Annotated in this window: 20 protein-coding genes; 12 read left to right on the top strand and 8 right to left on the bottom strand. The window is 75.7% G+C overall.

Annotation, left to right across the window (positions count from 1 at the left end):
• The first annotated feature begins 14 nt into the window (after positions 1–14).
• From ACI795_RS09300 to ACI795_RS09330, 7 genes are all read left to right on the top strand, one after another.
• Complete coding sequence (locus ACI795_RS09300; protein WP_457075208.1) at positions 15–1,082, top strand: 4Fe-4S dicluster domain-containing protein; 1,068 nt, start codon at positions 15–17, stop codon at positions 1,080–1,082.
• Entirely contained in the window at positions 1,082–2,284 is a 1,203-nt protein-coding gene (gene nrfD, locus ACI795_RS09305; RefSeq protein ID WP_457075209.1) for an NrfD/PsrC family molybdoenzyme membrane anchor subunit, read from the top strand. The genes ACI795_RS09300 and nrfD overlap by 1 nt, the downstream gene beginning before the upstream one ends.
• A 202-nt stretch (positions 2,285–2,486) precedes the next feature.
• Entirely contained in the window at positions 2,487–3,761 is a 1,275-nt protein-coding gene (locus tag ACI795_RS09310; protein ID WP_457075210.1) for a hypothetical protein, read from the top strand.
• On the top strand, positions 3,758–5,989 hold the full coding sequence (locus ACI795_RS09315) for a serine/threonine protein kinase (RefSeq protein WP_457075211.1): 2,232 nt from the start codon (positions 3,758–3,760) through the stop codon (positions 5,987–5,989). The genes ACI795_RS09310 and ACI795_RS09315 overlap by 4 nt, the downstream gene beginning before the upstream one ends.
• 1 nt (position 5,990) lies before the next feature.
• Positions 5,991–6,209 carry a hypothetical protein gene (locus ACI795_RS09320; protein ID WP_457075212.1) on the top strand — a complete coding sequence of 73 codons (219 nt, stop codon included), beginning with the start codon at positions 5,991–5,993 and terminating at the stop codon, positions 6,207–6,209.
• A gap of 89 nt (positions 6,210–6,298) precedes the next feature.
• Positions 6,299–7,657 (top strand): glycosyltransferase family 2 protein, encoded by a 1,359-nt coding sequence (locus ACI795_RS09325; protein ID WP_457075213.1) that lies wholly within the window; start codon positions 6,299–6,301, stop codon positions 7,655–7,657.
• Between the two features lie 190 nt (positions 7,658–7,847).
• Positions 7,848–10,301: a DUF7402 domain-containing protein gene (locus tag ACI795_RS09330; protein ID WP_457075214.1), complete on the top strand. Its 2,454-nt coding sequence runs from the start codon at positions 7,848–7,850 to the stop codon at positions 10,299–10,301.
• 69 nt (positions 10,302–10,370) lie between these two features.
• Here ACI795_RS09330 and ACI795_RS09335 read toward each other — a convergent pair whose 3' ends face one another.
• Positions 10,371–11,369: a glycosyltransferase family 2 protein gene (locus ACI795_RS09335; protein WP_457075215.1), complete on the bottom strand. Its 999-nt coding sequence runs from the start codon at positions 11,367–11,369 to the stop codon at positions 10,371–10,373.
• A 480-nt stretch (positions 11,370–11,849) separates the two neighbouring features.
• Positions 11,850–12,668, bottom strand: coding sequence for a glycosyltransferase family 2 protein (locus tag ACI795_RS09340; RefSeq protein WP_457075216.1), 819 nt, complete (start codon positions 12,666–12,668; stop codon positions 11,850–11,852).
• A 527-nt stretch (positions 12,669–13,195) separates the two neighbouring features.
• Between ACI795_RS09340 and ACI795_RS09345 the strand changes: the two genes are divergently transcribed.
• On the top strand, positions 13,196–14,773 hold the full coding sequence (locus tag ACI795_RS09345) for a lipopolysaccharide biosynthesis protein (protein WP_457075217.1): 1,578 nt from the start codon (positions 13,196–13,198) through the stop codon (positions 14,771–14,773).
• On the opposite strand, the gene ACI795_RS09350 is transcribed toward ACI795_RS09345, so the two are convergent.
• Complete coding sequence (locus ACI795_RS09350; RefSeq protein ID WP_457075218.1) at positions 14,756–15,913, bottom strand: glycosyltransferase family 4 protein; 1,158 nt, start codon at positions 15,911–15,913, stop codon at positions 14,756–14,758. The two genes, ACI795_RS09345 and ACI795_RS09350, sit on opposite strands and share 18 nt — an antisense overlap.
• Before the next feature lie 120 nt (positions 15,914–16,033).
• On the opposite strand from ACI795_RS09350, the gene ACI795_RS09355 reads away from it, so the two are divergent.
• A complete protein-coding gene (locus ACI795_RS09355; RefSeq protein WP_457075219.1) occupies positions 16,034–16,870 on the top strand; it encodes a serine aminopeptidase domain-containing protein in 837 nt (278 codons plus the stop codon).
• A gap of 18 nt (positions 16,871–16,888) precedes the next feature.
• Here ACI795_RS09355 and ACI795_RS09360 read toward each other — a convergent pair whose 3' ends face one another.
• Together ACI795_RS09360 and ACI795_RS09365 are read right to left on the bottom strand one after the other, a co-directional pair.
• Positions 16,889–18,001, bottom strand: coding sequence for a family 16 glycosylhydrolase (locus ACI795_RS09360; protein ID WP_457075220.1), 1,113 nt, complete (start codon positions 17,999–18,001; stop codon positions 16,889–16,891).
• Positions 18,002–18,132: 131 nt separating this feature from the next.
• On the bottom strand, positions 18,133–18,948 hold the full coding sequence (locus ACI795_RS09365; RefSeq protein ID WP_457075221.1) for a glycoside hydrolase family 16 protein: 816 nt from the start codon (positions 18,946–18,948) through the stop codon (positions 18,133–18,135).
• A 182-nt stretch (positions 18,949–19,130) separates the two neighbouring features.
• Here ACI795_RS09365 and ACI795_RS09370 point away from each other — a divergent pair, with 182 nt between their 5' ends.
• Positions 19,131–19,355 carry a hypothetical protein gene (locus tag ACI795_RS09370; RefSeq protein ID WP_457075222.1) on the top strand — a complete coding sequence of 75 codons (225 nt, stop codon included), beginning with the start codon at positions 19,131–19,133 and terminating at the stop codon, positions 19,353–19,355.
• 132 nt (positions 19,356–19,487) lie between these two features.
• Here the strand turns inward: ACI795_RS09370 and ACI795_RS09375 are convergent, their stop codons facing one another.
• Positions 19,488–19,991, bottom strand: coding sequence for a hypothetical protein (locus tag ACI795_RS09375; protein ID WP_457075223.1), 504 nt, complete (start codon positions 19,989–19,991; stop codon positions 19,488–19,490).
• A 349-nt stretch (positions 19,992–20,340) separates the two neighbouring features.
• Here ACI795_RS09375 and ACI795_RS09380 point away from each other — a divergent pair, with 349 nt between their 5' ends.
• Both ACI795_RS09380 and ACI795_RS09385 read left to right on the top strand, forming a co-directional pair.
• Entirely contained in the window at positions 20,341–22,332 is a 1,992-nt protein-coding gene (locus ACI795_RS09380) for a glycosyltransferase family 2 protein (RefSeq protein WP_457075224.1), read from the top strand.
• Positions 22,329–23,597, top strand: coding sequence for an acyltransferase family protein (locus ACI795_RS09385; RefSeq protein ID WP_457075225.1), 1,269 nt, complete (start codon positions 22,329–22,331; stop codon positions 23,595–23,597). The genes ACI795_RS09380 and ACI795_RS09385 overlap by 4 nt, the downstream gene beginning before the upstream one ends.
• Positions 23,598–23,673: 76 nt before the next feature.
• Here the strand turns inward: ACI795_RS09385 and ACI795_RS09390 are convergent, their stop codons facing one another.
• Together ACI795_RS09390 and ACI795_RS09395 are read right to left on the bottom strand one after the other, a co-directional pair.
• Positions 23,674–24,435, bottom strand: a complete 762-nt coding sequence (locus tag ACI795_RS09390) for a hypothetical protein (protein WP_457075226.1) — start codon at positions 24,433–24,435, stop codon at positions 23,674–23,676.
• A gap of 285 nt (positions 24,436–24,720) precedes the next feature.
• Positions 24,721–25,767, bottom strand: coding sequence for a hypothetical protein (locus tag ACI795_RS09395; protein WP_457075227.1), 1,047 nt, complete (start codon positions 25,765–25,767; stop codon positions 24,721–24,723).
• Between the last annotated feature and the right edge of the window lie 198 nt (positions 25,768–25,965).

Consider the following 25,965-nt stretch of genomic DNA (forward strand, 5'->3'; position numbering starts at 1 on the left):
GAGAGCGGGGAACGATGACCACGGTCAGCTCGGCGAGCCCGGCCTTCACCGGCCGGGACACCCAGAACCGGCTCTACGGGCCGCTGCCCGACGTCACGGGGGAGGCCGGCTACGCGGAGGACCACCCGCGCCGGGTGGGCTTCTTCACCGACACGTCGGTGTGCATCGGCTGCAAGGCCTGCGAGGTGGCCTGCAAGGAGTGGAACACGCTCCCGATGGACGACTCGCACGGCAACCGGGACGCCATGGGCCTGTCGGGGATGTCCTACGACAACACCGGCATGCTGGGCGCCAACTCCTGGCGGCACGTGGCGTTCATCGAGCAGAGCCGCGCCGTCGACCTGCCGATGCCGACCTTCGGGCGCCCCGGCGACGACCGCACCGACCGCGGGCAGGTGACCGACCCGATCAGCGCGGGCCAGGCCGACAGCCTGCTGACCGCGCAGACCAGCGTGCTCAACGCCGAGGCGCTCAGCGAGTTCGACCCGCAGACCGCGCAGAGCGGCGGCGACAAGCAGATCCGCTGGCTGATGTCCTCCGACGTCTGCAAGCACTGCACCCACGCCGGCTGCCTGGACGTCTGCCCGACCGGTGCGCTGTTCCGCTCCGAGTTCGGCACCGTCGTGGTGCAGGGCGACATCTGCAACGGCTGCGGCTACTGCATCCCGGCCTGCCCCTACGGCGTCATCGACAAGCGCGAGGACGACGGCCGGGTCTTCAAGTGCACGATGTGCTACGACCGGCTCACCGACGGGCTGATGCCGGCGTGTGCCACCGCCTGCCCGACCGAGTCGATCCAGTTCGGTGACCTCGACGAGCTGCAGGCCCGGGCCGACGCCCGGCTGGCCACCCTCAAGGGGCAGGGCGTGGAGACCGCCCGGCTCTACGGCCGGGACGAGAACGACGGCGTCGGTGGCAACGGCGCGTTCTTCCTGCTGCTGGACGAGCCCGAGGTCTACGGCTTCCCGCCGGACCCGATCGTCACCACCCGCGACCTGCCGGCCATGTGGAAGGCGGCCGCGACCGGCGCGGCGATGATCGTGGGCGTCGTGGCGTCGGCCTTCCTGGGACGGAAGCGCTGATGGCCGGCGAGCCGACGGACGACGCGACGGTGGGCGAGCCGACGGTGGGCAAGGCCGCGGGCAGCAACGAGCCCGCCGGCGAGGCTCCGATGACCCCGGGCGCCGGCTGGCACCGGGCCGGCGGCGAGGACCTCACCCGGCCGCGGCGGAAGCGTCGCCGCGGTGGAGGTGGCGGCTGGGGCGGGGGCAACCGCGAAGCGGCCATGGTGCCGGAGGCGGAGTTCAGCTCCTACTACGGCCGGCAGATCATCAAGTCGCCCACCTGGAAGAACCCCGAGGTCCCGCTCTACTTCTTCCTGGGTGGCGCCGCCGGGACGTCGTCGGTGATCGCCGCGCTGGCCGAGTTCACCGGGCGGCCGAAGCTGGCACGCAACGCCGAGTACACCGCCGGCGTCGGGGCTCTCGCCTCGGTCGTGCTGCTCATCGACGACCTGGGCCGGCCGGAGCGGTTCCTGCACATGCTGCGGGTGATCAAGCCGACGTCGCCGCTGTCGGTCGGGTCCTACATCCTCTCCCCGTTCAGCGCGCTCACCTCCGCCGCGGCCGCCCTCCGGCTGCTGGAGCTCAAGCCGGTGGCCGGGGCGGCGTCGAAGGTGCTGCCGTTCCTGCCGAAGCTGGCCGGGGCGTTCCCGGCGCTGCGCAAGACCTCCGCGGTCGGCGCGGCAGCCTTCGGTGGGCCGATGGCCACCTACACCGCGGTGCTGATCGCCAACACCGCCGTGCCCAGCTGGCACGCCGCCTACGACGAGCTGCCGTTCGTCTTCGCCGGGTCGGCGATGGCCGCCGGCGGTGGCGTCACGATGGCGCTCTCCCCGGTCGCCGAGGCTGGCCCTGCGCGCAAGGTGGCGCTGGCCGGGGTGGGCATCGAGCTCGCCGCGATGCACAAGGTGGAGAACGGCCACGGGCTGGTCAGCGAGCCCTACCACCTGGGCAAGGCCGGGAAGCTGATGCGCGCGGCGAAGGCGGCCACCGTCAGCGGCGCCGGGATCACCGCGCTGCTCGGCCGCACCCGCGCCGGTGCCGTGGCCGGCGGCGTGCTGCTGGCCGCCGGCTCGCTGTTCACCCGGATGGGCGTCTTCGAGGCCGGCATGGCCAGCGCCAAGGACCCGAAGTACACCGTCATCCCGCAGCGCGAGCGGCTCGAGGCGCGCAAGGCCGGGGAGGCCGTCGCCGGGGACGAGGCGCGCGCCGTCGTCCGGTGAACCGGTGCGGGCCGGCGGCGCCGGTCCGCACCGCGTCGTTCACCTGAGCGGAGGACCGGTGCCGGAACCACCCCGTTCCGCCGCTCCGCGTGGTTAGGGTGTCGCTCGACACACCTCGCCCGTTCGGCCGACGATCGAGCACCCGGTGCTGTCGCCGACGAGTGCGGGGGATCGGAGGACGGTGGAGCGGTCCGGGAGCGTGGTGTCCCCACCTCGACGGGTGGAGCTGCGCGATCGTCTCTGGCGGGGGATCCAGACGGTCACCGTGCTGTCCGGGCTGGACCCGGCGGTGGGCGCGGACTCGATCCGGGCGGCGCTGCGCCGGCTGCACGCCGCCGACCCGTCCTCCCGGGTGGTCAGCCGGCTCGCCGGGGAACCCCCGCGGTGGGTCCCGGTGCCCGACTCCGAGCTGGACGCCTGGCTCGCCCGGCTCGTCGTCGACCGCCCCGAGGCGGCTGCGGAGTCCGACGAGTCGCTGGTGCAGGAGCTGCTCCGCCGGCCCGCCGACGACCTCCCGCTGACCGTGACGGTCGTCGGCGGGCGGCAGGCCTGGTGGATCGACCACGTCCTCGCCGACGGCAGCTACGGGCTGCGCAACGTCGTCGGCGCGCTCGTGCGTGCGGCCGCCGGCGACGGGGTGCCCGACGAACTGCTGCCGACCGCCGAGTCCGTGCGCCGACCGTTGCTGAACTCGGCCTGGGGGCTGGCGCGCGAGCCGAAGCTGGCGACGCTGCGCGCGGCGCTGCAGCGCGCGACCGGCGGCAGCGTCCCGGCCGACGGCGGCCCGGCCCCGCGCGCCGATGGCGACTCCGAGGTGACGCTGGTGGTCCAGCCCGGGGTGCCCGGCACAGTCGCGGCCCTGCGGGAGTGGGGCCAGGAGCACGCCCCCGGGGTGTCGACGGCGGTGCTGGTGCTGACGGCCGCCCGCCGGGCGCTGGAGCGCCACGGCGTCGTCTCGCCGGAGACCGACACGGTCGTGATGTACGACTGCCGCCGCTACCTGCCGCGCACGGCGGCGGTGGAGGGCAACTTCGTGGGTGCGCTGCGGCTGACCGACCCCAGCTGCCGCGACCCGCACCGCACCGCGGCTCAGATGGCCTCCGACGTCGCGCTCGGGCTCCCGCTGGTGTCGCTGCTGGCAGCGACGGCCGGTGAGGCGCTGTCCCCGGTCCGGGCCGCCCTGGGCCGCGGCGGTGGACGCCCGGCGTCGCTGGGCCCGGTCGTGCTGAGTCACCTGGGCGCGCTCGGGCACCTGCGCCGGCTGCCGTGGGCCGAGGGCACCACCTCCGGCGTGGTGGCCGCGGCGGCGCCGCGCTCGCAGACCGGGATCACCGTCTGCACCACCGAGTGGGGCAAGGCGCTCAACGCCTCGATGTCGTTCGGCACCGGGTGGGCCCGGCGTGCGGACGTGGCGGCTGCGGTCGCCGACCTGGTGCACGAGCCGTGGGCGCTCGTCGCCGAGGCGGCGGGCCGGTGAGCGGCACCAACTCGGGGGCCGCCGCCCCCGGCACCGACGTGGCCGAGCCGCGACCGGTCCAGGAGCCGGCCGGCGCCGACAGCCCATCGCCGGCCCGGCACCGCGCCCGGCCGGGCGGGGAGCGGATCGCGCTGTGGCTCGGCGCGCTGATCGCCGTCGTCACCCCGGCGGTGGCCGCGGCGGACCTGGCGTTCCCGGGGCGCACCCTGCTGGCCGTGGCCTTCGTGCTCACCGTGCCCGGGGTTCCGCTCGCCGTCCTGCTGCGGGTGCCCGACCGGCTGCTGCGTGGCTCCCTGGCGGGTGCCCTCAGCGTGGCGGTCACCCTGCTGACCGCCACGCTCCAGGTGGTCACCGGCTGGTGGAGCCCGGTCGGCTTCGCCGCGGGGACGGCGGCGGTCTCGCTGGCTGCCACCGTCGTGGCCCTGCGCCGGACGCCGCGCGCCGCACCACGCACCGCCGGCACCGGGCGGCCGTCCGGGGCGCACGTGGGGGGCCGGTCCACCGACCGGGAACGGCCGGTGGCCGTGGTCGCGCTGCTGGCCGCCCTGGGCCTGTGGTGGACGGCGACCCGCTGGCTGGAGCTGGACGACGCGGGCGCGCTGGGCGTGATCGGGGTCGTCGGCTGGGCGTACGTGGCCGCGCTGGTGCTGGTGGCGCTGGTGGCGGCCCGACAGCTGCTGCGGCCGGTCCTCGACGGCCCGGTGCTGGCGGCCACCGCCGTCGTCCTCGCCGTCGTCCTCTTCGCCTTCACCAACGTCGGCGACGGCCGGGCCGGGGTGTCGGTGGGCTGGCTGCACGTCGGGTTCATCCGGTTCATCACCGAGCAGCAGGCGACCTTCGCCGGGCTGGACGCGCGGGCCTACTGGCCGGGCTTCTTCGGCTCGGGTGCACACCTGGTGGAGCTGGCCGGCCTGCCCGACGCCAGCGCCTTCCTCACCCTCTCCCCGGCCGTGTTCAACATCGCCGCCATCGCGCCGCTGCTGGTGGTGGCCCGGTGCGTGACCCGGTCCCGGCGGCTCGCCTGGCTGGCGGTCTTCCTGTACCTGACGGCCAACTGGTTCCAGCAGGACTACTACGCCCCCCAGGCGGTGGCCTACCTGCTCTACCTGGTCGTCCTGGCGGTGCTGCTGTGGTCGGTGACCTCCGGCGGCACCACGCCGCTGACCGGGCGGTGGTACCGCCGAGCGCTCACCGCGTGGCGCCGCCGCCCCGGCCTGCCGGACGGCGTCACCGCCGGGCAGGCCCTGGCCTGGGAGGGGGCGCTGCTGCTGATCGCGGCGGCCGTCGTGGTCAGCCACCAGCTCACCCCGGCCACCCTGGTGTTCGCCCTGATGGTCTTCGTGGTCACCGGCAGCACCCGGTACCGCCGCCTGTGGCTGCTCGTGTCGCTGCTGTTCCTCGGCTGGTTCAGCTACCAGGCGACCGACTTCTGGGTCGGCCACCTCAGCACCGTGCTCGGTGACCTGGGGCGGCTGAACTCCAACCTCACCAGCGCGGTGTCGGCGCGGGTGGGGTTGGACTCCGACCCGGTCTACGACGCGATGCAGAACATGCGGCTGGGCTGGTCGGTGCTGTACGCGCTGACGGCGCTGCTCGGCTGGTGGACGATCCGCCACCGCCCGGGGGCGCCGCTGCTGGCCGGCCTCACCGTCTGCGCCGGCGGGCTGGTGCTGTTCGGCAGCTACGGCGGGGAGGTGGTGCTGCGGTCGTTCGTCTTCGCCGCGCCGCTGCTGGCCTCGCTGGCGGCCCTCGCGCTGCGCGGGCTGACCCGGCACCGCGGTCCGGTGGCCGTCGGGGTGCTGGCGCTGTTCCTCACCGCGGCCGCGCTGGCGCTGACCGCGACCCGCGGGGTGAACATCGCCTTCGAGCGGGTCACCAGCGGTGACCTGGCCGCTGCGCGGGTGATCGCCGAGCGGCTCCAGGAGGGGCAGGTGGTCGGCACGCTGCAGGCCACCGGTGCCCTCGGTGCCGACCGGGTCGGGGAGTCGGTGCCGCTGGACATGTCCGAGGCCGGCTGCGGCATGACGCCACTGCGCTGCGCGCTGGTCGAGCGGCCGGACTTCATCGTGGTCAGCCGGACCCAGGACGCGCTCGGGCAGCTGCGCGAGGGCCGGCCGGCCGGGTGGACGACGGAGATCGCCGACGAGCTGGTCGACCGCGGCGCGTACACCGTGGTCCACGAAGGCGGGGGTGCGACCGTGCTGGCCGCCACCCCGGAAGGGGGCTGACGTGCAGGAGGCGCTCGCCGGCTGGCTCGGCGTGACCATCATCGGTGCGGCCGTCGTCCTGGTCGCCGTGCTGGAGGTCCTCGACCGTGCCGAGCCGGAGACCGGGGGACGGCCGCCGGGGCGGCGGGCCGTCGCGTGGGTGCTCCAGGGGCTGCTCGTGCTGCTGGTGGCCGCCGCGCTGGCGGCCACCGTGGTCCGGTTCGCCCTGTTCGTGGGCTGATCGAGGTGGCCGGCGCGGCCCGCCGTCGGCCGCAGGTCCAGTAGCGTGCCGCACGCCGCACTGGTGCGCGGGGATCGACAGGGGGAACCGTGACGTCCGAGGAGCTCGCTCCGGTGGTGCCCCTGCGGCCGCTGCCAGGTCCCGGGTCCGGGTCCGGCACCTGGTGCTGCGAGCTCGAGCTGGCCGACGCGGCCGCGCCGCGCGGCGTGGTGCCGCTGGCCGGGCACGGCCTCGTCCGGGCCCTCGTCCGGCTGCACGGCGAGCCGCTGGGCTACCTGACGGCGCCGGCCGGGCCGGATGGGGTCGATGGGGCAGTCCTGCGCGAACGGGCGCGCACCGTCTTCGCCGATGCGATCGCCGTGCACCTGGCGGCCGAGGGGCTGGCGGTGGCGGTGGGTGCGCCGGCCACCGAGCCGCTGCCCCCGGCCGCGGCGGGGTGCCGGAACCGGGTGACCTCCGACGTGCTGGTCTCGGTGGTCGTGTGCACCCGGGACCGGTCCGCGGTGCTGGCCGGGTGCCTCGAGCGGTTGCGGGCGCTGACCCATCCGCAGCTGGAGATCGTGGTGGTCGACAACGCCCCCACCGACGACAGCACCCGCGCGGTGGTGGCGGCCGCGCAGGAGCGGGACGACCGGGTGCGGTACGTGGTCGAGCCCCGCCCGGGGCTGTCGGCGGCGCGCAACCGCGGGCTGGCCGAGGCTCGCGGGGCGGTGCTGGCCTACACCGACGACGACGTGGCGGTCGACCCCGACTGGGTGCAGGGCGTGCTGCGGGGCTTCCGGCGCGGGTCCGGGGTCGGCTGCGTGACTGGGCTGGTGTGCACCGCGGCGGTGGACACCCCCGCCGAGGAGTACTTCGACGCGCGCACCGCGCTGTGGTCGACCCGGTGCACCCCCGAGCTGTTCGACCTGACCGCCGACCGCCCCGACGACCCGCTGTACCCCTACGCCCCGGGGCTGTTCGGCACCGGCGCGAACCTCTCCTTCGACCGGCAGGTGCTGCTGGAGCTGGGCGGCTTCGACGAGGCGCTCGGCGCCGGCACGCTGACCCGCGGCGGGGAGGACCTCGACGTCTTCGTCCGGGTGCTGCGGTCGGGCCGGGCGATCGCCTACGAGCCGGCTGCCGTGGTCTGGCACCACCACCGGGCCGACGACGAGGCGCTGCTCCGCCAGCTCTACGGGTACGGCACCGGCCTGTCGGCCTACCTGACCAAGTGTCTGGCGCAGCGGGACACGCGCCGGGAGGTGCTGCGCCGGGTGCTGCCCGGGCTCCGGCGGCGCCGGAGCATCGCGGCCGAGACCGACGAGCGCCTGGGCAGCAGCGGCCGTGCGCCGCGCGGCGCGGCGCGGCGCGAGCTGTTCGGCCTCGCCGCGGGCCCGGTGCTGTACCTGCGGGCGCGACGGCGGGTGCGCGCCGCGTCGCGGTCGGTGGCCGCGGCGGGTCGCTGAGTCCCCGCTGTCCGGCGGCTGAGCGCTCACGCTCAGCGATCGCCACGCGTCCCCGTGGCAGGTCAGGGCGCTGTCGGCTTCCGCGCGGTGCATAACAGGTCTCGCGCCGGCCCGCGCCGGCCCTACTCTCCGGCGACCGGGGCAGCCGGCCCGATGAGCACCGGAGGTGGTCGTGGAACGACGGGGGTCCGTGTCACGTGAGGTGACCGGGGGAGTCCGGCGACGGCGCTCCCCGGGGCGCCCCGCTGTCCTGCTCCGGGCGACGGGGGCGCTGGTCGCGCTGTCCGTCGCCGTCACGCTCGCGGTGGTCGGGGTGGCGGCCGGCCCGGCCGGTGCCGCCCCGGGGTGCTCGATCAACATCGTGGCGCACCCGGACGACGACCTGTTCTTCCAGAACCCGGCGATCCTGCAGGACGTGCGGGCGGCCGCCTGCGTCACCACCGTGTACGTCACCTCCGGGGACGCCGGCGCCGGCACCGGCTACTCCCGGCAGCGGGAGCTGGGTGTCCAGGCCGCCTACGCCCGGATGGCCGGCACCGCCAACACCTGGTCGACGTCGGTGGTCACGCTCGCCGGGCACGGGATCACCGTGGCCACGCTGGCCGGCCGGCCGCAGATGCGGCTGGCGTACCTCCGCCTGCCCGACGGGAACATCGACGGCACCGGCACGGGCGCCTCCGGCCACACGAGCCTGCAGCAGCTGTTCCAGAACCAGGTGGCGTCGCTGCGCACCGTCGACGCGCCGGTGCAGGACTACACGCGGGCCGGGCTGGTGGAGACGTTCGGCGCGTTGATCAACGCCTCGGGTGCGGCGACCATCCGCACGCACGACGAGCGTGGCCGCTTCGGCGACGGCGACCACAGCGACCACTACGCCGTGGCCCGGATGGTGTTCGAGGCGCGCGCGGCCGCCGCCCCCTCGCTGCCGATCGCCGGCTACCTGGGCTATCCGAGCGTCCTGCTGCCGGCCAACGTGTCCGGTGCGGACCTGACCGCCAAGCAGGACGCCTTCCTCGCCTACGCCCCCTACGACCCCCAGATGTGCCAGAGCCTGGCCGCCTGCAGCGGGCGGCCGGAGGGCAGCTGGCTGCCGCGGCAGCACCTGTCGACGGCGCTGGCGGGGCCCGAGCCGGTCGAGCCGGGCAACGCCGCGCTCGTCGCGGAGGTCAGCGCCTCCTCGCAGAACCCGAACGACGGGCAGACCGCGGCGAAGGCGGTCGACGGTGTGGTCGGCGGCTACCCGGGCGACCCCACCGTGGAGTGGGCGACGCAGGGCGGCCAGGCCGGCAGCTGGCTGCAGCTGGAGTGGCTGGAGCCGATCCAGCTGGGCACCGTCGTGCTGCACGACCGGCCCAACACCTCCGACCGGGTCACCGGGGCGACGCTGACGTTCTCCGACGGGTCGACGGTGGCCGTGCCGGCGCTGGACGACGCCGGCGGTGCGGTGGTCGTCTCCTTCAGCCCGCGGACGACCTCGGTGCTGCGCGTGACGGTGACCAGCGTCAGCGCCACGACCGGCAACGTCGGCCTGGCCGAGCTGCAGGCGTGGACGCCGGGCAGCGGCCCGCCGCCCACGACGACGCCCACGACGACGCCGCCCACGACGACGCCGCCGACGACGACGCCGCCGACGACGACGCCGCCCACGACGACGCCGCCCACGACGACGACCCCGCCGCCCACCGGGAGCCCGGTGAACCAGGCCCGGACGGCGACCCCGACGGCGTCGTCGCAGAACCCGAACGACGGGCAGACCGCGGCCAAGGCCATCGACGGGGTGGTCGGCGGCTACCCCGGCGACCACACCGTCGAGTGGGCCACCCAGGGCGGCGGGGCGGGCAGCTGGCTGCAGCTGACCTGGCCGGCGGCGGTGCGGCTGGACCGGGTGGTGCTGCACGACCGGCCCAACACCTCCGACCGGGTGACCGGCGGGACCCTGACCTTCTCCGACGGGTCGACGGTGGCCGTGCCGGCCCTGGACGACGCCGGGGGAGCGGTCTCGCTGACCTTCCCCGCCCGGTCGACGACGACCCTGCGGCTGACCGTCACCACGGTGAGCGGCAGCACGAGCAACGTCGGCCTGGCCGAGCTGCAGGCCTGGAGCCCGGGCAGCGGCACCCCGACCACCACGACGGCCCCGACCACCACGACGGCCCCGACCACCACGACGGCCCCGACCACGACGGCGCCCACCACGACGGCGCCGCCGCCCACCACCGCCCCGGCCACGAACCTGGCCCGGACGGCGACGGCCAGCGCGTCGTCGCAGAACCCGAACGACGGCCAGACCGTCGCGAAGGCGATCGACGGCGTGGTCGGGGGCTATCCGGACGCTCCCACGGTGGAGTGGGCCACCGTGGGTGGTCGCGCCGGCAGCTGGCTCCAGCTGACCTGGTCGAGCCGGGTGACACTGGGCCGCGTGGTGCTGCACGACCGGCCCAACCCCAGCGACCAGGTGACCGCGGCGCAGCTCACCTTCTCCGACGGCACCTCGGTGAGCGTGCCGGTGCTGGACAACGCCGGCGGGGCCACCACGGTCCGGTTCCCGGCGCGGGCCACCACCAGCCTGCGGCTGACCATCACGACGGTGAGCGGGACGACCCGGAACGTCGGCCTGGCGGAGATCCAGGCCTGGGCCTCCTGAGACGCACGCCGGCCCGGTCCCTCCGGGGACCGGGCCGGGACGTGCGGTGCGGGGTGCGCGGGGCGGTGCTCAGCCGGTCGGGGCCGTCCGCCGGGCGAGCCGCAGCCGGGTGGTCAGGTAGCCCGCACCGGTCAGCGCGACGCCCTCGACGATCATCCACATCCGCTCGGCCCCGCCTAGGTCCCCGCGCAGCACGTCCCTCAGCCCGCGGAGCACGCCGCGGGGCAGGGTCCGCCGCACGTAGGCCCGCTCGGACTCCAGCGCCGAGCTCGGCCCGGCAAGGCGGCTGACCAGCGCCTTCGAGCGCCCCTCCGCCCGGCAGCGGCGCCGGAAGTAGCCCCGGGTGACCCGCTCGGCGGAGACGGTGTGCCGGCAGCGGGAGGCCGGCTCGAGCACGATCCGCGACCCCGGGTGCACGCGGGCAGCGCGGATGGAGAACTCGGTCTCCTCGCACCCCGCCGCGTCCTTGCCCAGCCGGCCCATCGTCGCGTCGAACCCGCCGGCGGTGGTGAGCACGCTGCGACGGAAGCTCATGTTCGCGCCGATCGGGTTGCGGATCGGGCTGCGCCCCTCGGGCAGGCCTGCGTAGCTGCAGCCCACCACCCAGAGGAACTCCTCCGGGAACCAGCGCGGCCGGGGTGCCTGCCAGGCGGGGACGACCGCGCCGCCGACGCCGATGACGTCGTCGTCCCGGTAGGCGTCCAGCAGCTGCGCTGCCCAGTCGGGGTCGGCGGCCGCGTCGTCGTCGAGGAAGGCGACGACGTCACCGGTGGCGGCCTGCACACCCGTGTTGCGGGCGCCGGACAGGCCCTGCGCACCGGTGTTCGCCAGGCAGGTGACGTCGGCGAAGGCCGCCCGGGCGCGGGTGAGCAGCTCGTCGTTGTGGTCGCTGACCAGGATCAGCTGGTCCGGACGGCGGGTCTGGCCCCGCAGGCTGTCGACGGCGGCGGTGACGTCGGGCCAGCGTTCGAGGGTGTAGGCGCAGACGACGACGCTGAGCGTGGTCGCCGGGGCCGGGCGGGCAGCGGGCTGCACCGGGGCTCCGGTGGTGTCCGGCACGGTGGTCACCGGGGTCCTCTCGGATCGCGGGCGGTGGTGGCTGGGGCGGCTGGGCTGCACGGGACGGGTGGGAGCGCGCCGTGGCGGGGCGCGCCGCCCGGGCGGGCCGCGCCCCCTAGCGTCGGGTCGTGCTGATCGAGCGAGGACGCCGCAGCCCGGCCGGGCGCACCCACCTGCCGGCGCCGTCCGGCCGCCCGGCCCTGCGGCTGGTCACGGCCGACGCGCCGGGGGGGGGGGGGGGGGGGGGGGGGGGGGGGGGGGGGGGGGGGGGGGGGGGGGGGCGCCGCCCCCCCCGCCCCCCCCCCCCCCCCCCCCCCCCCCCGCTGCGGGTGCGGCCACGGCCGTCAGGCGCACAGCCACCACCGCCGGGGCACCGACTGCGGCCTGTGCACGTGTGCCCGGTTCTCCGGCCGGCTCCAGCGGCGGCTGGGCCTGCGCGGCTGACCCGGAGGGTCGTGGGTCCACGGCGGCGGACCTGGCCGGTCGCGGTCAGGCCGTCCGGCCGTCGGCGGCCTCGACCACCGCGAGCGGGGTGCGCTCGGGCTCGGCCGGGACGTCGACCGGCGCGAGGTGTGGCCGGGTGACCGGCGACGGCGCCGCGACCCGGGTGCCCTTGCGGTTGACCCGCTCGACGACGAGCGCCCGCAGCACCCGCATGCCGTCCCGCCAGGTGTTGAGGTTGCTCTGGCCGTGGATGCGGGCGAACTCGTAGCTGCCGACCTCGACGATGCGCAACCGGGCCTTGGCGACCCGGGTGTTGATGATCGTCTCGATCTCGAAGCCGTCGCCCCAGAGCTTCCCGTCGTGCACCGGACCGTCGGCGGCCAGCTCCAGGTGCGGCAGGCAGTGCGTCCAGAAGGCGTTGTAGCCGTAGCAGAGGTCGGTGTAGCGGGTGCCGAACAGGAGGTTCGCCGCCCGGTTCAGCCACCGGTTGCCCCAGGCCCGGGTGCGGGTGATGTCGCAGCTGCCGCCGCCGCCGGCGAACCGGGTGCCCTTGGCGAAGTCGGCGCCGGCCACCAGGGCGTCGACGAACAGCGGGATCTCCCGCGGGTCGGCGGAGCCGTCGGCGTCCAGCATCACCACGATGTCCCCGGTGACGGCGGCGAAGCCGCAGGCCATGGCGTTGCCCTTGCCGCGGCGGTTCTGCCGGACCACCCGCACGTCCGGACGCAGGGCCTGCGCCACCTCGACGGTGCCGTCGACGCTGTGCCCGTCGACGATGACGACCTCGTGGACGTCGTCGGGCAGCAGGCCGAAGACGTGCGGGAGGTTCTTGGCCTCGTTGTAGGTCGGGATGACCACGCTCACGCGTGGTGCAGCGCGATTCGGTCGCTGTGAGTGATGGCGCAGTGACGTGACATCGTGCCGACGCATACCAGTCCCCCGGTCGAGGACGGGGCCGGTTTCGCCTCTGCTCTCCGCCGGGCAAGGGCGACCATCGAGCGCCCGGCGGGTCATCGCGCACCCGTTGAGTGAGTCGTTCCGTGGTGGTGCAGGCCGTGCGTGCCGACCCACCGGTGGCCGCGATGACTCGCGGTCACGGAGCGGGCGACCAGCGTTCGGACGCCCCCTCGCGGGAGGGACGGCACCATGTGCGGTGACTGTGCGTAGCGTTCCTACCGAAGCCCTCAGGGCTTGTAAAGGGCCATCCGCGCGTCGTGGGAGAGGGATGCGGCACGGACCACCGGCCGGGCCGGGATCGGCCTTGCCGCGACCGGCAGCTCCCCACGGGGCGTCCGGACCCCCTAGTCTCGCCGCGCCGGTGCCCAGCGCCGCCGTGCCGGCTCCAGTGGGACCGGGCTCGACCGGTACGACAGTGCGGGGAGGACGGACGCGTGGAGGCAGGCGGTGCCGTGCCGCGGACCGCGGCTGCGGTCGACGAGCACGGCGGGCGGGCGGCCGGGGAGCCGGACGACGCCGCGAGCGCCTCCCCGGCCGCCGGGGCCACGCCTGGCGCTCCCCCCGCGGAGGGCCAGTCGCTGTTCGGCCGTGGGCTGCTCTACGTGGCCGTCTGGGCGCTGCAGCTGATCAGCGCCGTCGTCGTCTACCCGGTCCTCGCCCACCTGGTGCCCGCCGAGGAGTTCGGCTGGCTCGCCTCGGCGGTGGCCCTCAGCCAGGTGCTGGTGGTGCTGGCCACGGTCGGCTTCGACCAGGCGGTCATCCTGCTGCGGGCGGAGACCGGCAGCGACCGTCCCGCCCAGGCGCTGGTGGCCATCGGGGTCGGCGTCGCCGCCCTGGTCACCCTGCTCGGGGTGGGGACGGCGCCGCTGTGGCGCGGTGAGCTGGGCTTCGACGGCGCCGGGTCGCTGGTGCTGCTCACCCTGGGCTGGACGGTGCCCGCGGTCGGCGTCGTGCTCTCGTCGGTGCTGCTGCTCAGCCAGGACCGGCTGCGGGCCTTCACGGTGGTCAACGTGCTCTACGGCGTCGGCGGCCAGCTGGCGGGCACGGCCCTGCTGCTGGTCACCGGCTCCCGGACGGCGGGCACCTACGCCGTGGGCTACCTGGGCGCGCTGGTGGCCACCGTGCTGCTGGGCGCCTGGCTGGTCCGGCCGCGGTGGCGGGGGATCGCCGATGCCGGGCTGGCCCGCCGCGCACTGCGGCTGGGGCTGCCGCTGATGGTCAGCTCGCTGGCGGTCTACGTGCTCAACGCCGGAGACCGGCTGGTCGTCCAGCGGGTGCTGGGCGCACCCGAGGTCGGCCGGTACCAGATCGCCTACAACGTCGGGAACGTGGCGATCATCCTGCTCGGGCTGGCCAGCATGGCCTGGGCGCCGCAGATCGCCGCCGTCCGGGACGAGGTGCAACGCTGGGCGCTCATCGGCCGGTCGCGGGACGCGCTGCTGCGGCTGATGCTGCCCGCGCTGCTGGGGCTGACCCTGGGGGCGCCGCTGGCGCTGACGGTCGCCGCGCCGGCGAGCTTCCGGCCCGACGAGCTGCTGGTCGTCGCGTTCCTGGTCGCGGCCGCGGCGTTCCCGGTGCTGATCGGCAACGCCAGCGCCCGGGCGCTGATCACCCTGGAGGCGACGCGCGGCCTGGCGGTGGCCGCGCTGGTGGCGGCCGCGCTGAACGTCGTGCTGAACCTGGTGCTGCTGCCGGTCTGGGGGCTGGCCGGTGCGGCGGTGGCGACGATCGCCTCCTTCACGGTGCAGACGGTGCTGCACCGGGTGGCCCTGCCGCGGCGGGTGGCCTGGCCGCGCATCCCGGTCCGGCTGCAGCTGGCGGCGCTCGCGGCGCTGGCGGTGAGCGGGGCCTCGACCCTGCTGCCGCAGGACACCGCCTGGAACCTGGGCCGCTTCGCCGTCGCCCTCGCCTGCCTGCCGTGGTTCCTGCACCAGCTGCGGGTGGCCAGGGCCGGTGACTCGGGGCCGCCGCGGCCGGCCGGCCGGCACCGCCGGTCAGCCGGGCAGGGCTGACCGGTTCCGGCGCCGCTCGCGGTCCAGCAGCTGCTCCAGCCGGTCCACGTGCTCGGGGAAGGAGAAGCGCGCCGCCGCGTCCGCGGCGCAGCGGCCGCCGAGCCCCGGGTCGGTGGTCCGCCAGTCGAGCAGGTCGACGAGCCGGTCGGCGAACGCCGCGACGTCGGTCTGCGGCACCAGCAGCCCGGTCAGCGACCCGGACAGGATCTCCGGGACGCCCCCGACGGCGGTGGCGAGGACCGGCCGGCCGGTCATCAGCGCCTCGAGCGCCACCCGGCCGAAGGACTCGGGCAGCTGGCTGGGGAACAGGACCAGGTCCGCGGCGTGCAGCAGCGGGGCGACGTCCCGCTGGAGCGGCAGCAGGGTGGCCGAGCCGGACCGGACCAGGTCGGCCACCCGGGGGGCCAGCGCGGGGTCGGCGGTCGGGGGGAACTCACCGGCGAGCACCAGGTGCGCGGCGCCGCGGCGTCCGGCGGTCCGGTCCCAGGCGTCCAGCGCCAGCCGCAGCCCCTTGTCCTGCTCGAGCCGCCCGTAGAACAGCGCGATCGGGACCTCGGCCGGCAGGCCGAGGGACTGCCGCGCGCGGCTGCGCTCGGCGTCGCCGCCCACCGGGTACCGGGCGGCCGGGACGGCGTTGTGCAGCACCTCGATGCGCCGGGCGGGCAGGCCACCGTCGACCCAGCGGCGCCGCATGAACTCCGAGACGGCGATGAACCGCTGCACCCCCCGGCCGGCGAGCGTGGTCAGCGGCCCGCCGTTGAGCGCGTGGTGCAGGTGGCAGACCAGGGGTGCACCCGAGCGCCGGGCCACCACCTGGCCCCAGATGATGTGCTCGAAGCGCTGCAGCCAGACGACGTCGGGCCGCAGCCGGGCGGCGAGGGCCGCGGTGGGCAGCGCGTCGCGGACCGCGGGCAGCGCGGTGCGCAGCGACGGCGCCAGGAAGGGCTGGGGGCCGTGGACGGCGACACCGGCGGACTCCAGGTCCGCGCGCATGCTGGGCGCGCCGGGGGCGAGCAGCGGTGGGCCGTGGACGACGTGCACCTCGTGCCCGCGGGCGGCCAGCTCGCGGGTGACCTCCAGCGTGTTGATCTCAATGCCGCCGACGCGTTCGAGGGTGTAGACCTGCGTCAGGATCCTCATGAGGGCGCGCACGTGACGTCCGTGCGGCCACCGCGCACGAGGACCCGGCGAGTCAGACCGTCCACGTCGATCAAGCTAGCGGAGGGGGCGGGTGTGCAGGCAGCCGTTGCACCCGGTCGGATGACGAACCGCGGGGACGGGTGCCCGCGTGGGCGCCGGCGCCTGCTGGCCTCGGTGATCGGCGGCGGGCTGCTGCTGGGCTGGGGGCTGACCGGGTGCGGCGGGAGCGGACCTGCGTCCGAGCCGGCGCCCGAGGTGGTCGACCTCGTGGTGGACGGTGAGCCGGCCACCGCGGTGGTGCCGCCGGGCACGCCCCGCGGGCTGGTGCTCTACCTGCACGGGCTCAACGGCGACCACACCGCGCTGGCCAACGGCGACCAGGCGGGGGTGGTGGAGCGGCTGGTCGACGAGGGCTACGTCGTCGCGGCCGGGGACGCGCACCGCAACGCCTTCGGCAACGATGCCTCGCAGCAGTCCTACGTCGAGCTCGCCGAGGAGCTGTCCGACCGGTACGGCACGTCCCGCACGTTCCTCATCGCCGAGTCGATGGGTGCGGTCGCCGGGCTCCAGCTGGTGGCCGCCGACGCGATCCCGGACCTGCAGGGGATGGCGTTGATCTCCCCGCTGACCAACCTGGCGGTGACGGTGGGCAGCGAGTTCGAGCCGCAGGTCCGCGCGGCCTACGGCGGTGAGCTGCCGACCGGTCCGGAGAACCCGGCGGAGCTGCCCGCGGAGGACTTCGCGGGGGAGAACCTGCGCTTCTACCTGGCCGAGGACGACGACTTCGTCGTCTCGGCGGAGAACGCCGACCCGCTGATCGCCCGGCTGGAGGGGGTCGCCGAGGTCAGCGTGGTGCCGTGCCAGGGCGGGCACGTCGACGCCTCGTGCTTCCAACCCGGTGACCTGGCCGCGTGGTTCGACGGCCTGGCCGACGCCGGTCGCCCGTCGGCTGACTGACGGGCGACCGGCGGGAGGTCAGCCGCGCTTCCAGGCGGCCACCCAGTCGATCTGGACGTGGCCGGAGGCGCTGCGGGACGGTGCTCCGCCGGAGAGCTCGGTCTCGGTCTGCAGCACCCAGCGCATCGGAGCGGTGGGGATGGCCGACCGGTCGGTGGTGGTCCACGTCTTGCCGTCCATGGCGAAGGTGACGGCGTTGGGCGTCCACTCGATGACCGCGGTGTGCCAGGTGTCCATCGACATGCCGCTGTCCATGTACCAGGCGTTGCGCGCGGGGTTGCCGGTCACGTCGTGCGAGTAGCCGTGCGCCTGGCCACCGACGCTGCCCTCGGGGAAGTCGATCTCGCCCTGGCTCCAGTTGTCGCTCGCGGGCCACAGCAGCCAGGCGACCTTGTACCCGGGGACCCGGTCCATCCGGAACCGGACGGCGTAGCGGCCGTAGGTCTGGCTGGCGATGGGCGGGGTGAGGGCCATGACCTGCGCCCCCGACCCGGTGGAGTGCAGGTGCTTGTCCAGGATGCCGCCGCTCACGCTGGTGGTGGCGGCGCTGTTGTACTGGCCGTTCTTCGAGGTGTCCCGGGCGCCGTCGTAGCCGGCCCAGCCGCGGTAGTCGCGGGCGAAGGAGCCCAGCGGCGAGGCGCGGTCGAAGCCCTCGGAGAGGACGAGGTCCCAGCCGGGCAGGTCGGTGGTGGGGAGGGCCTCGCCGGTGCCGACGGCGGCTGGCGCGGGTGCGGGCGCCGGTGCGGGTGCCGGTGCCGGTGCCGGCGCGGGTGCCGGGGTCGGCTTCGGCTTCGGGGAGGTGCCGGTCGACGGCGTGGTGGCCGCCGGGGTGGGGGCGGTGACCGCCTCGGGCTGGGGCGGGGCCGGGGTGGTGGCGGAACCGGCGCCCGGCGTCGGGACGACGGCGGACGGGACCTGGCTGGACGGCGCCGGGGCGGGGCGTTCGGCGCGGGACGCCGGTCGGCTGGGCCGGTCGGCCGACGCGGTGCCGGTGGCCGATGGGCGGGCGCCGGCGGCCTCGGTGGTGGCGTCCGGCGACTGGTGCAGCGAGAAGCCGGCGCCGCAGAGGGTCGTCACGGCCGCGAAGAAGAGGGCGAAGAGGCGGCGGCGGGCGAGGCGGTTCCTGTTCATCGCCGGCGAGGTAACCAGAAGTAGCCGAAAAGGTACAGAGAGAATTGGGAGGTCCTCGCCACCCCGGTCACTTTCGTCACATGTGAACCACAAGTGAACGCTCTATCACGGAACGTCACTGGATCGGGTGGTCAGCGGCGACTCCACGCAGCCACCCAGTCGATGTACACGTGGCCGCTCGCCTCCGGGTCGGGCGCGCGGGAGGTCAGCTCGGTCTCGGTCTGCAGCACCCAGCGCATCGGCTGGTGCGGGATGGCGCTGGGCTCCGTGGTGGTCCACGACCGGTCGTCGAGGGTGAAGGTGAGCCGGTCGGGCAGCCACTCGATGGTGGCCACGTGCCACTCGTCCATCGTGGCCCCGGTCTCGACGGTCCAGGCGTTGACGCTGGGGTCGCCGGCGGTCGAGTGCGACGCCCCGGCGATCTCGTCGCCCAGAGCGCCCTCGGGGAAGTCGATCTCGCCCTCGGTCCAGTCGTCGCTGCTCGGCCACAGCAGCCAGGCGACCTTGTAACCGGGCACGGTGTCGGTGCGGAATCGCACGGAGTACCGGCCGTACTGCTCACCTTCCCACCACCGGCCATCCGGTGTGGGGGTCAGGGCCATCACCCGCGGCGTGCCGTCGGCGGTGTGCAGCCGGATGTCGACCAGGCCGTCGTGCACCGTGGTCGTGCCGGCGCTGTCGTACTGCCCCTGGGAGGTCGGTGGCCGCCCGAGGTCCCGGGAGGTGTCCCGGGCGCCGTCGTAGCCGGCCCAGCCGGGATAGGTGGCGGCGAAGCGGCCCGGCCCGGCGGGGGAGTCGAAGTCCTCGGCGAGCACCAGCTGCCAGCCGGGAAGGTCCCACGCCGGGAGCTCCGTGCTGGGGCCCGCGGTCAGCTGGCTGCCCGCCAGCACCGCACCGGCGAACACCCGGCGGAGCGACTGGCTGCTCCTGGGCCGACCTGCGGGCATGGGCCACCCTAGACACGGTCCGGGCCGGAACGGTGCGGTTCGCTTCACGGGTGATCCCGGAGGGGATCCGGCGACGCGCCGTGCCCGACCGCGTGGGGGCCGGTGCACCGGTCGGCCGACCTACAGTGGATGGGGCGGGGGCGTTCCCCGTCGTCCTTCTCCCTCTCCCGGAGGCCGTTCCGGTGCCACCTCTCCCTGAGCCCGCTCCCCGGCGCCGGAGCCCGGCCCGCCGCCGGCTGGCGGCGGTCGACGACCGTGCCAACGGGGTGCCGGTCGACGGGACGACCTGCGCCGCCTGCGGGCACGGCAAGGTGGCGCACGAGCACTACCGCCGGGGCACCGACTGCGCGCTGTGCGACTGCGCCCGCTACTCCCGGTCGCTGCTGGGCCGGCTCTTCCGCCGCTGAGCTGCCCGGCGCCGCCGGGAACGCGAACTGCCCCGCGCCGCCGGGACTCGGCGACACGGGGCAGTGTCCGTGGGGGCGCGGCGACGATGCCGATCCAGGTGCTCGCCGCGCCGCGGCGGCGGGGAGGTCAGGTCAGCGGCGGGTGCCGCTGTAGCGGATGACCTGACCGGCGCCCACGCTGCGGGCGGCGGTGAGGCACAGGGTCGCGCGGCGGTGCACCTCGTCGGGGGAGGTCTCCGGGCTGAGCCCGGCGATGCCGGCGGCCGCGGTGAGTCCGGGGATGCCCTCGTTGGCGACGGCGTCGACCAGCCGGTGGGCGGCGATCTCCGCGTCGGGGGAGAGGCCGCCCAGCAGGAAGGCGAACTCGGTCGGGCCGGAGCGGGCCAGCCAGTCGTCGCCGCGGACGGAGCGGGAGAACATCGCCGCCACCTGGTCGAGCTGGGGGCCGGGCATCGGCCAGCCGTTGTCGCGGCGCAGCAGCCCGATGAGGACCAGGGTGGCCGGAGCGCGGTCGGTGCTGACGGCGCGCTCGGTGATGCGGTCGAAGAGCACCGCGCGGGGCGGCAGCAGGGTGACGGCGTCGGCTGCGTCGAGGCGTGGGCTCTCGGGCGCAACCAGGTCGGGGGCGATCGGCATACCGGTCTGGTCGTCGCGCGGGCGCGGGACGTTGAGCCCTGCAACCGCCGGCCTCATCCCTGGGGGTGAGGCCCGGCGGCGAAGGCGTTTCCCGGGAACCCGGCGCCGGTGACGCACCGTCGCGATCACACACGAGCAGCGTCCGATCACCCTCCGTAGACCGAGTGGGTGAGGTCACTCCGGAACGGGTGACACTGCGTCACATCTCCCACCGATCAGGCGATACCGGGCCCTCCGGATGGCCCCGTTGAGTGAGGGAGCGCGGGTCGGACGACCCGGACGGCGACGAAGCCGATCACGCAGCGTTGCGGGCGCAACCGAGCTCGACCGACTTCCGGGGTGACCCATCGTGACCACGACCCTGCCCGCACCGCGGTCCGCGGAGGAGGCGCAGCGCCTGACCGGCCTGCCGTCGATCCCCGCGGGCACCCGGGTGCGCCACCACCCGGCCCAGTCGGGCGCCCGGGAGCTGCCGGCCCAGGTCTGGCTCGACGGGCTGCCCGGCCGCCCCTCCCCGTGGACCGCCCTGGTCCCGTCCGCGCTGCGTCCGCGGGCCACCGTGGTGGCCGTCGACTACGCCGAGCGCGAGCAGGTGCTGGCCGAGCACGGCCCGGCCGCCGTCCGCGAGGTCGCCCAGCGGCTCGCCGACGCCGTCCGTGCTGCGCTGCCGTCCCCGGACGCCCCGGTGACCACCGCGGACGGGCAGGTGCTCGCCCCCGTCGGCGCCCGCCGGCCGGGCCCGCTGAAGCTGGCCCTGCAGCAGCTGGTCGACACCCTGCGCGCCGAGGGCGTGCGCGTCGCCGGCACCACCCTGTCGATCACCCCGGCCGTCGGCTGGGGCGCTGCGCCGGCGATCGGCCCGCGCCCGGTGCCCGAGCTGGTGGAGCAGGCGATGGAGGCCGCCGGGCAGGCCCGCGCCCGGCTGGACGCCGTCCCGGTGCGGTGGGCGCCGCCGCAGGCCGACACCGGCCGCCGGCTGCTGGGTCACCGCACCCGCCGGCAGGTGCTGCTGACCAGCCTGGCCGCGCTCACCTGGCCGCTGGCCGTCGTCGCCGCCTCCCTGGCGCTGGGCGTCGAGCCGGCGGACTGGGTCTTCCGCGTCGTCGTCCTCGGGCTGCTGATCACCTCGGCGACGCTGTGGCTGGAGAGCGTGCTCGCGCTGCCCGCGGCCACGCCCCCGCCGCTGCCGGAGGGCCGGCGGCCCCGGCTGACCGCGGTGATCCCGGCCGACCTGCCCAACGAGGCGGCCACCATCGTGGAGACGGTGCACGCCTTCCTGCGCGTCGACTACGCCGAGGCGGAGGTGATCGTCGCCTACAACACGCCCCGGTCGCTGCCGGTCGAGGCGGAGCTGCACGCCCTGGCGGCCGCCCACGAGCGGCTGACCGTCGTCCACGTGCCGTTCAGCGCGTCGAAGGCGCAGAACGTCAACGCCGCGCTGCACCTGGCCGGCGGCGACGTCATCGGTGTCTTCGACGCCGACCACCACCCGGCGCCGGACTCCTTCGCCCGGGCCGCGGCCTGGATCGCCGGCGGCGCCGACGTGGTGCAGGGCCGGTGCGTGATCCGCAACGAGGGCGAGTCGCCGGTGAGCGGGCTGGTGGCCCGCGAGTTCGACGTCATCTACGGGGTGAGCCACCTGGGCCGCTCGCGGCTGCACGGGTTCGCCATCTTCGGCGGCTCCAACGGCTGGTTCCGCGCCGACCTGCTGCGCCGGCTGCGGCTGCGCCCGGACATGCTCACCGAGGACATCGACGTCTCGATGCGGGCGCTGCTGGACGGCGCCGAGCTGGTGTACGACCCGGAGATGCGCTCCACCGAGCTGGCGCCGGTGACGGTGGCCCGCTGGTGGCGGCAGCGGGCGCGCTGGGCGCAGGGCTGGTTCCAGGTGTCGCTGGCCCGGCTGGGCGCGGTCGTGCGCAGCCCGCGGCTGACCCTGCGGCAGCGGGTCGGCGCGACGGTGCTGCTGGGCTGGCGCGAGGTGACGCCGTGGCTGAGCCTGGCGGTGCTGCCGCTGCTGGTCTGGTCGACCTGGTTCGACGGCACCCCGGGCATCCCGCTGAACGTGCCCTCGCTGGTGCTGGCGCTGCTGTTCACCTCGCTGGCCGGGCCGTTCCAGACCTGGGTGGCCTACCGGACGACGCCGGCGGACCGGCGCGCCCCGGCCCGGCAGTACGTGGTCTTCGCGCTGATGAGCCTGCTCTGGTACGCGGAGCTGAAGAACGTCGTCGCCCGGGTGGCGCAGATGAAGGAGTGGCTGGGGGAGCGGCGGTGGGTGACCACCCCGCGCACGACGGGCACCGTCGTCCCGGCCGCGCGGACCGCGGAGGTGGCGGCGTGAGCACGGCCCTGAGCACGACGACGAGCGAGCCGACCGGACGGCGGGGGTCGGCGATGCTGGCCCCGATCACCTACCTGCGCGTGGTGGGCGCCTTCGCCGTCCTGGTGTTCCACGCCTACCAGCACTCGGCCTACACCGGGATGACCGACTGGACCGGTGGCGCCTTCTGGCACCGCGCGCTGGTGCTGATGGCCGCCGGCGGGGTGGACGCGTTCTTCGTGGTCACCATGTTCCTGGCCGCCCGCGCCGTGGTGCGCGGCGCGCTGCGGGAGGGCCCGGTGGCCAGTGGCCGGACGCTGCTGCGCAAGCGTGCGGTGGGCCTGCTGCCGGTCTACTTCGTGGCGGTGCTGATCGTGTGGGCGCTGTCGAACCCGCGACTGCCCGGGCACTGGGCCGACCTGGTGCTGCACCTGACGTTCACGCAGGTCTACAGCGACGAGTACATCTTCTGGACGCTGGGGCCGGCCTGGTTCATCGCGGTGTCGATGCACTTCTACGTCCTGCTGGCGCTGATCGGCGGCCCGCTGCAGCGCTGGTGCCGGCGGATGGACAGCCGGGCCGCGCGGGTGCGGGCACTGCTCGGCGTCGCCGCGGTGCTGGCCGCGGTGAGCTGGGCCTACAAGCTGGTGATGCACTTCGGGCTGGAGCGGCCCACCGACAGCTGGTCGACCTGGTTCGGGCCGCTGTCCCGGCTGGACCTGATGGCGCTGGGCCTGGTGCTCGCGGTGCTGGCGGTCCTGCGGCCGGCGCTGCCGCGCTGGGGAGTGGTGGCCGCCTACGTCACCGCCGTCGTGCTGCTGGTCGGCACCGGGCTGACCTTCCCGGAGAACACCCCGGACTGGTGGCCGCACGGCACGATGGGGCTGGCCGCCTTCCTCTACCTGCTGCCCTCGGTCACCGACCGGCGCACGCGGACCGCCACCGGGTTCGCCACGGTGACGACGCCGTCGGGGCGGATGCCCGGCCGCCTGGCCGGCGGGATCGCGCTGCTGAGCTACGGGGTCTACATCTGGCAGGAGCCGATGCTGCGGGTGCTGGACGCCTACGGCTTCCTGCCGCCGGACTCCTCGGCCTGGGCCTTCCCGGTGACGACGGTGCTGATGCTGGTGGTGACCCTCGCGGTCGCGTGGCTCAGCTACCACCTGCTGGAGGCCCCGGGGCGGGCCTGGGCGGCGTGGTCGGAGCGGGCGGCGTCGCCGTCCCCGGCCGAGACCCGCGCCGTCCCGGTGCCCGAGCCGGCGCTGGCCGGCACCGCGGCTCGCTGAGCCGCTCCTGATCGACCCGGGGCCGGGCTGCCTCCCCCGCGCCCGGCTCCGGGTCCCCGTCCTGCCGCCAGAGCTCTCAGCGGCAGATCGGGACCACCATGTCGGTGTTGGTGACCGTCTGCCGGCCGGGGTAGTCGCCGTTCATGAACGAGTTGGCCGGCGACCAGCGGCCGGCCCAGTCGCCGGAGTCGATGAGGTACCAGTAGCCGTCGGGCTCGACGCTCGGGACGCTCGGCGCGTAGAAGCGGCAGCGCACCTGCACGGTGGTGTCGGGCGGGATGGGCCGGGAGTTGTCCTGCATCTTCACCGGGTCGGCGAAGGTGTTGGCGCCCAGGCTCCCGGTGGTCTCCGGCCAGATCGTGCCGTCGCCGCGGGTGGGCAGGGCCGGGTCGCGCACCAGCAGGACGACGGTGGTGGCCACGGCGAGCAGCACGGCCAGGGGCACCGCCCAGCGCAGCCAGCGCCGGCCGCCGCCGGTGGCCGGCGCGGGGGTCGCGGTGGCAGCGGACTCGTCGAGCGCGGGGACCGCGCGGAGCACCGTGGGTGGCGGCGGACCGCAGGACTCGACGAGCCGGGGGACGCCGGCCTCGTGCGGATAGCCGGGCACGTGCGCCATCGCCCAGGCGTCGAGGTCGCGGACCGCGCCGCTGACCCGGTCCCGCGGGTAGCGGCCGGCGGTCCAGTTGTCGAGGGTGCGCGGGCTGACCCGGTTGCCGGAGCGGCGGGCCAGCTGGTCCTTGCCGCCGGTGGTGGCCAGCAGCCAGTTGACCTGCCGGACGAACGGGTCGACGGTCGGCTGTCCGTCGGCCGGGGCCCCCTCGGCAGCGGTGCCCGTCATGCTTCCCCGTTCCTGTCGTCTCCGGTGACGAGGGAGGCTACCTCGCCACCGGACGGATCGAGCCTGGAAGGCCGCAACACGGCCTGACCAGGCCACTTGCGCCCCGTTGCGATGACTGCGCCACTTTGCGCCGAGCTGCACCCGCGCTGGGCTCGCGGCGCGCGAGGGCAGTGGGTTGGCTGGTGCCCGAGGCGATCGGCCGGGCACGGGGGCCGGCCGGTCGCCGCCGGCTCGCCCGCGGTCCGGTCCGCCCTCCGTGCCCCGGGGGCCGGCCGACCGCGGGTGTCAGCCGCCGAGCAGGTCGCCGACGGCGCCGATGAGCCCGCCGAGCAGCCCCTCGGTGGGCTGGGCCGCCTCGTCGGTGGGCGCCGGGGCGGGCGGGGTCGTGGTCGGTGCCGGCAGCTCGACGGGGGGCGCGGTGGGGTCCTGCAGGACCGGGGCGTCGGTGGGCGCGGTCGGGGTGGGCTGACCGCCGGTGTTCGTCGGGGCGCTCTGCCCCGGCGGCGTGGGTGAGGTCGGCTTCTGCGGCACGGTCTGCGGAACGGTGACCGGGACCTGCGCGGTGGACGGCGTGGCCGTGCCGGTGGTCGTGCCGGGCGCGGACGGCACGAGCTCGACGGCGGCCGGCGCGGTGGCCGTCTCGCTCCCGGCGGAGGTGGCGGGCTCGGTGGCCGCGTCGAGCGCCTGTTCCTCCGGGGTGGGCTCTGCCTTCCCGGGCGCGGTGTCCGCGGCCGCGGTGTCGGCGGCCGCGGTGTCGCTGTCGGTGGGGGCGGCCGGGCGGCTGTAAGGGCTGCCGATGCCCGTCGAGGAGGTGCCGGAGAGCTGGTTGCCACGCTCGAGCTCGGCGAGCGTGGCGACGGCGCCGTCGGGGTTGGCGGCGATCTCGGCGGCGACGGCGTCGTGCAGGCCCAGGGTGGTGCCGGAGCGGGCGAGGACCGGGGCGAGGGCCATCAGTACGAGGGCGCTGCAGGCGACGCTCTGCTGGAGGAGCCGGCTGCCGGGCTTGGTGGCCGGGCGGGTGCGCGACTTGGCCGGGCGGCGCCGCTGAGCGGCCGAACGCCGCTGCAGGGACGCCTCGTGGCGGCCGGTCTGCGGGGTGCGCAGCGGCGGGGGTGGCGGCAGTTCGGCGGCGGGGACCCGGGGGGTGCGCGCGGTGACCAGCGGCGGGGGAGGGGGCGGATCCGGGACGGCGTACCGGTGGCGGGGAGCGGCCGGGGCCCTCTGCGGCTCAGCGGAGACGGCGCGGTGGCGGCCGGTCTCGGTGAGCGGAGGAGCCGACTCGATGCGGCGGTGGCGGCCCGTGGTCTCCGGGCCCTGTCCTGCGGCGTGCACCCTGCTGCTTCCCCCTGTTCGCGCCGGCCCACAGCCGACGACGAAGAAGGTAAGGCGCGTAGTCGCACATGCACAGACCGCTACCGCGTGTCTCCCCGCGACACGCCGCTGGCGCCCAGCTGGAAGCCGAGTATGTAGCGCGAGCCAAGGCATGCCTACACGACGACCACATTGAGCGACACACTCACCGACGCCATC

The organism is Modestobacter sp. SYSU DS0290, from assembly GCF_054050955.1.

Coding starts and splice junctions, on each gene's coding strand:
- ACI795_RS09300 (WP_457075208.1), top strand. CDS start 15: ATGACCACGGTCAGCTCGGCGAGCCCGGCCTTCACCGGCCGGGACACC.
- nrfD (WP_457075209.1), top strand. CDS start 1,082: ATGGCCGGCGAGCCGACGGACGACGCGACGGTGGGCGAGCCGACGGTG.
- ACI795_RS09350 (WP_457075218.1), bottom strand. CDS start 15,913: ATGAGGATCCTGACGCAGGTCTACACCCTCGAACGCGTCGGCGGCATT.
- ACI795_RS09355 (WP_457075219.1), top strand. CDS start 16,034: ATGACGAACCGCGGGGACGGGTGCCCGCGTGGGCGCCGGCGCCTGCTG.
- ACI795_RS09360 (WP_457075220.1), bottom strand. CDS start 18,001: ATGAACAGGAACCGCCTCGCCCGCCGCCGCCTCTTCGCCCTCTTCTTC.
- ACI795_RS09365 (WP_457075221.1), bottom strand. CDS start 18,948: ATGCCCGCAGGTCGGCCCAGGAGCAGCCAGTCGCTCCGCCGGGTGTTC.
- ACI795_RS09375 (WP_457075223.1), bottom strand. CDS start 19,991: ATGCCGATCGCCCCCGACCTGGTTGCGCCCGAGAGCCCACGCCTCGAC.
- ACI795_RS09390 (WP_457075226.1), bottom strand. CDS start 24,435: ATGACGGGCACCGCTGCCGAGGGGGCCCCGGCCGACGGACAGCCGACC.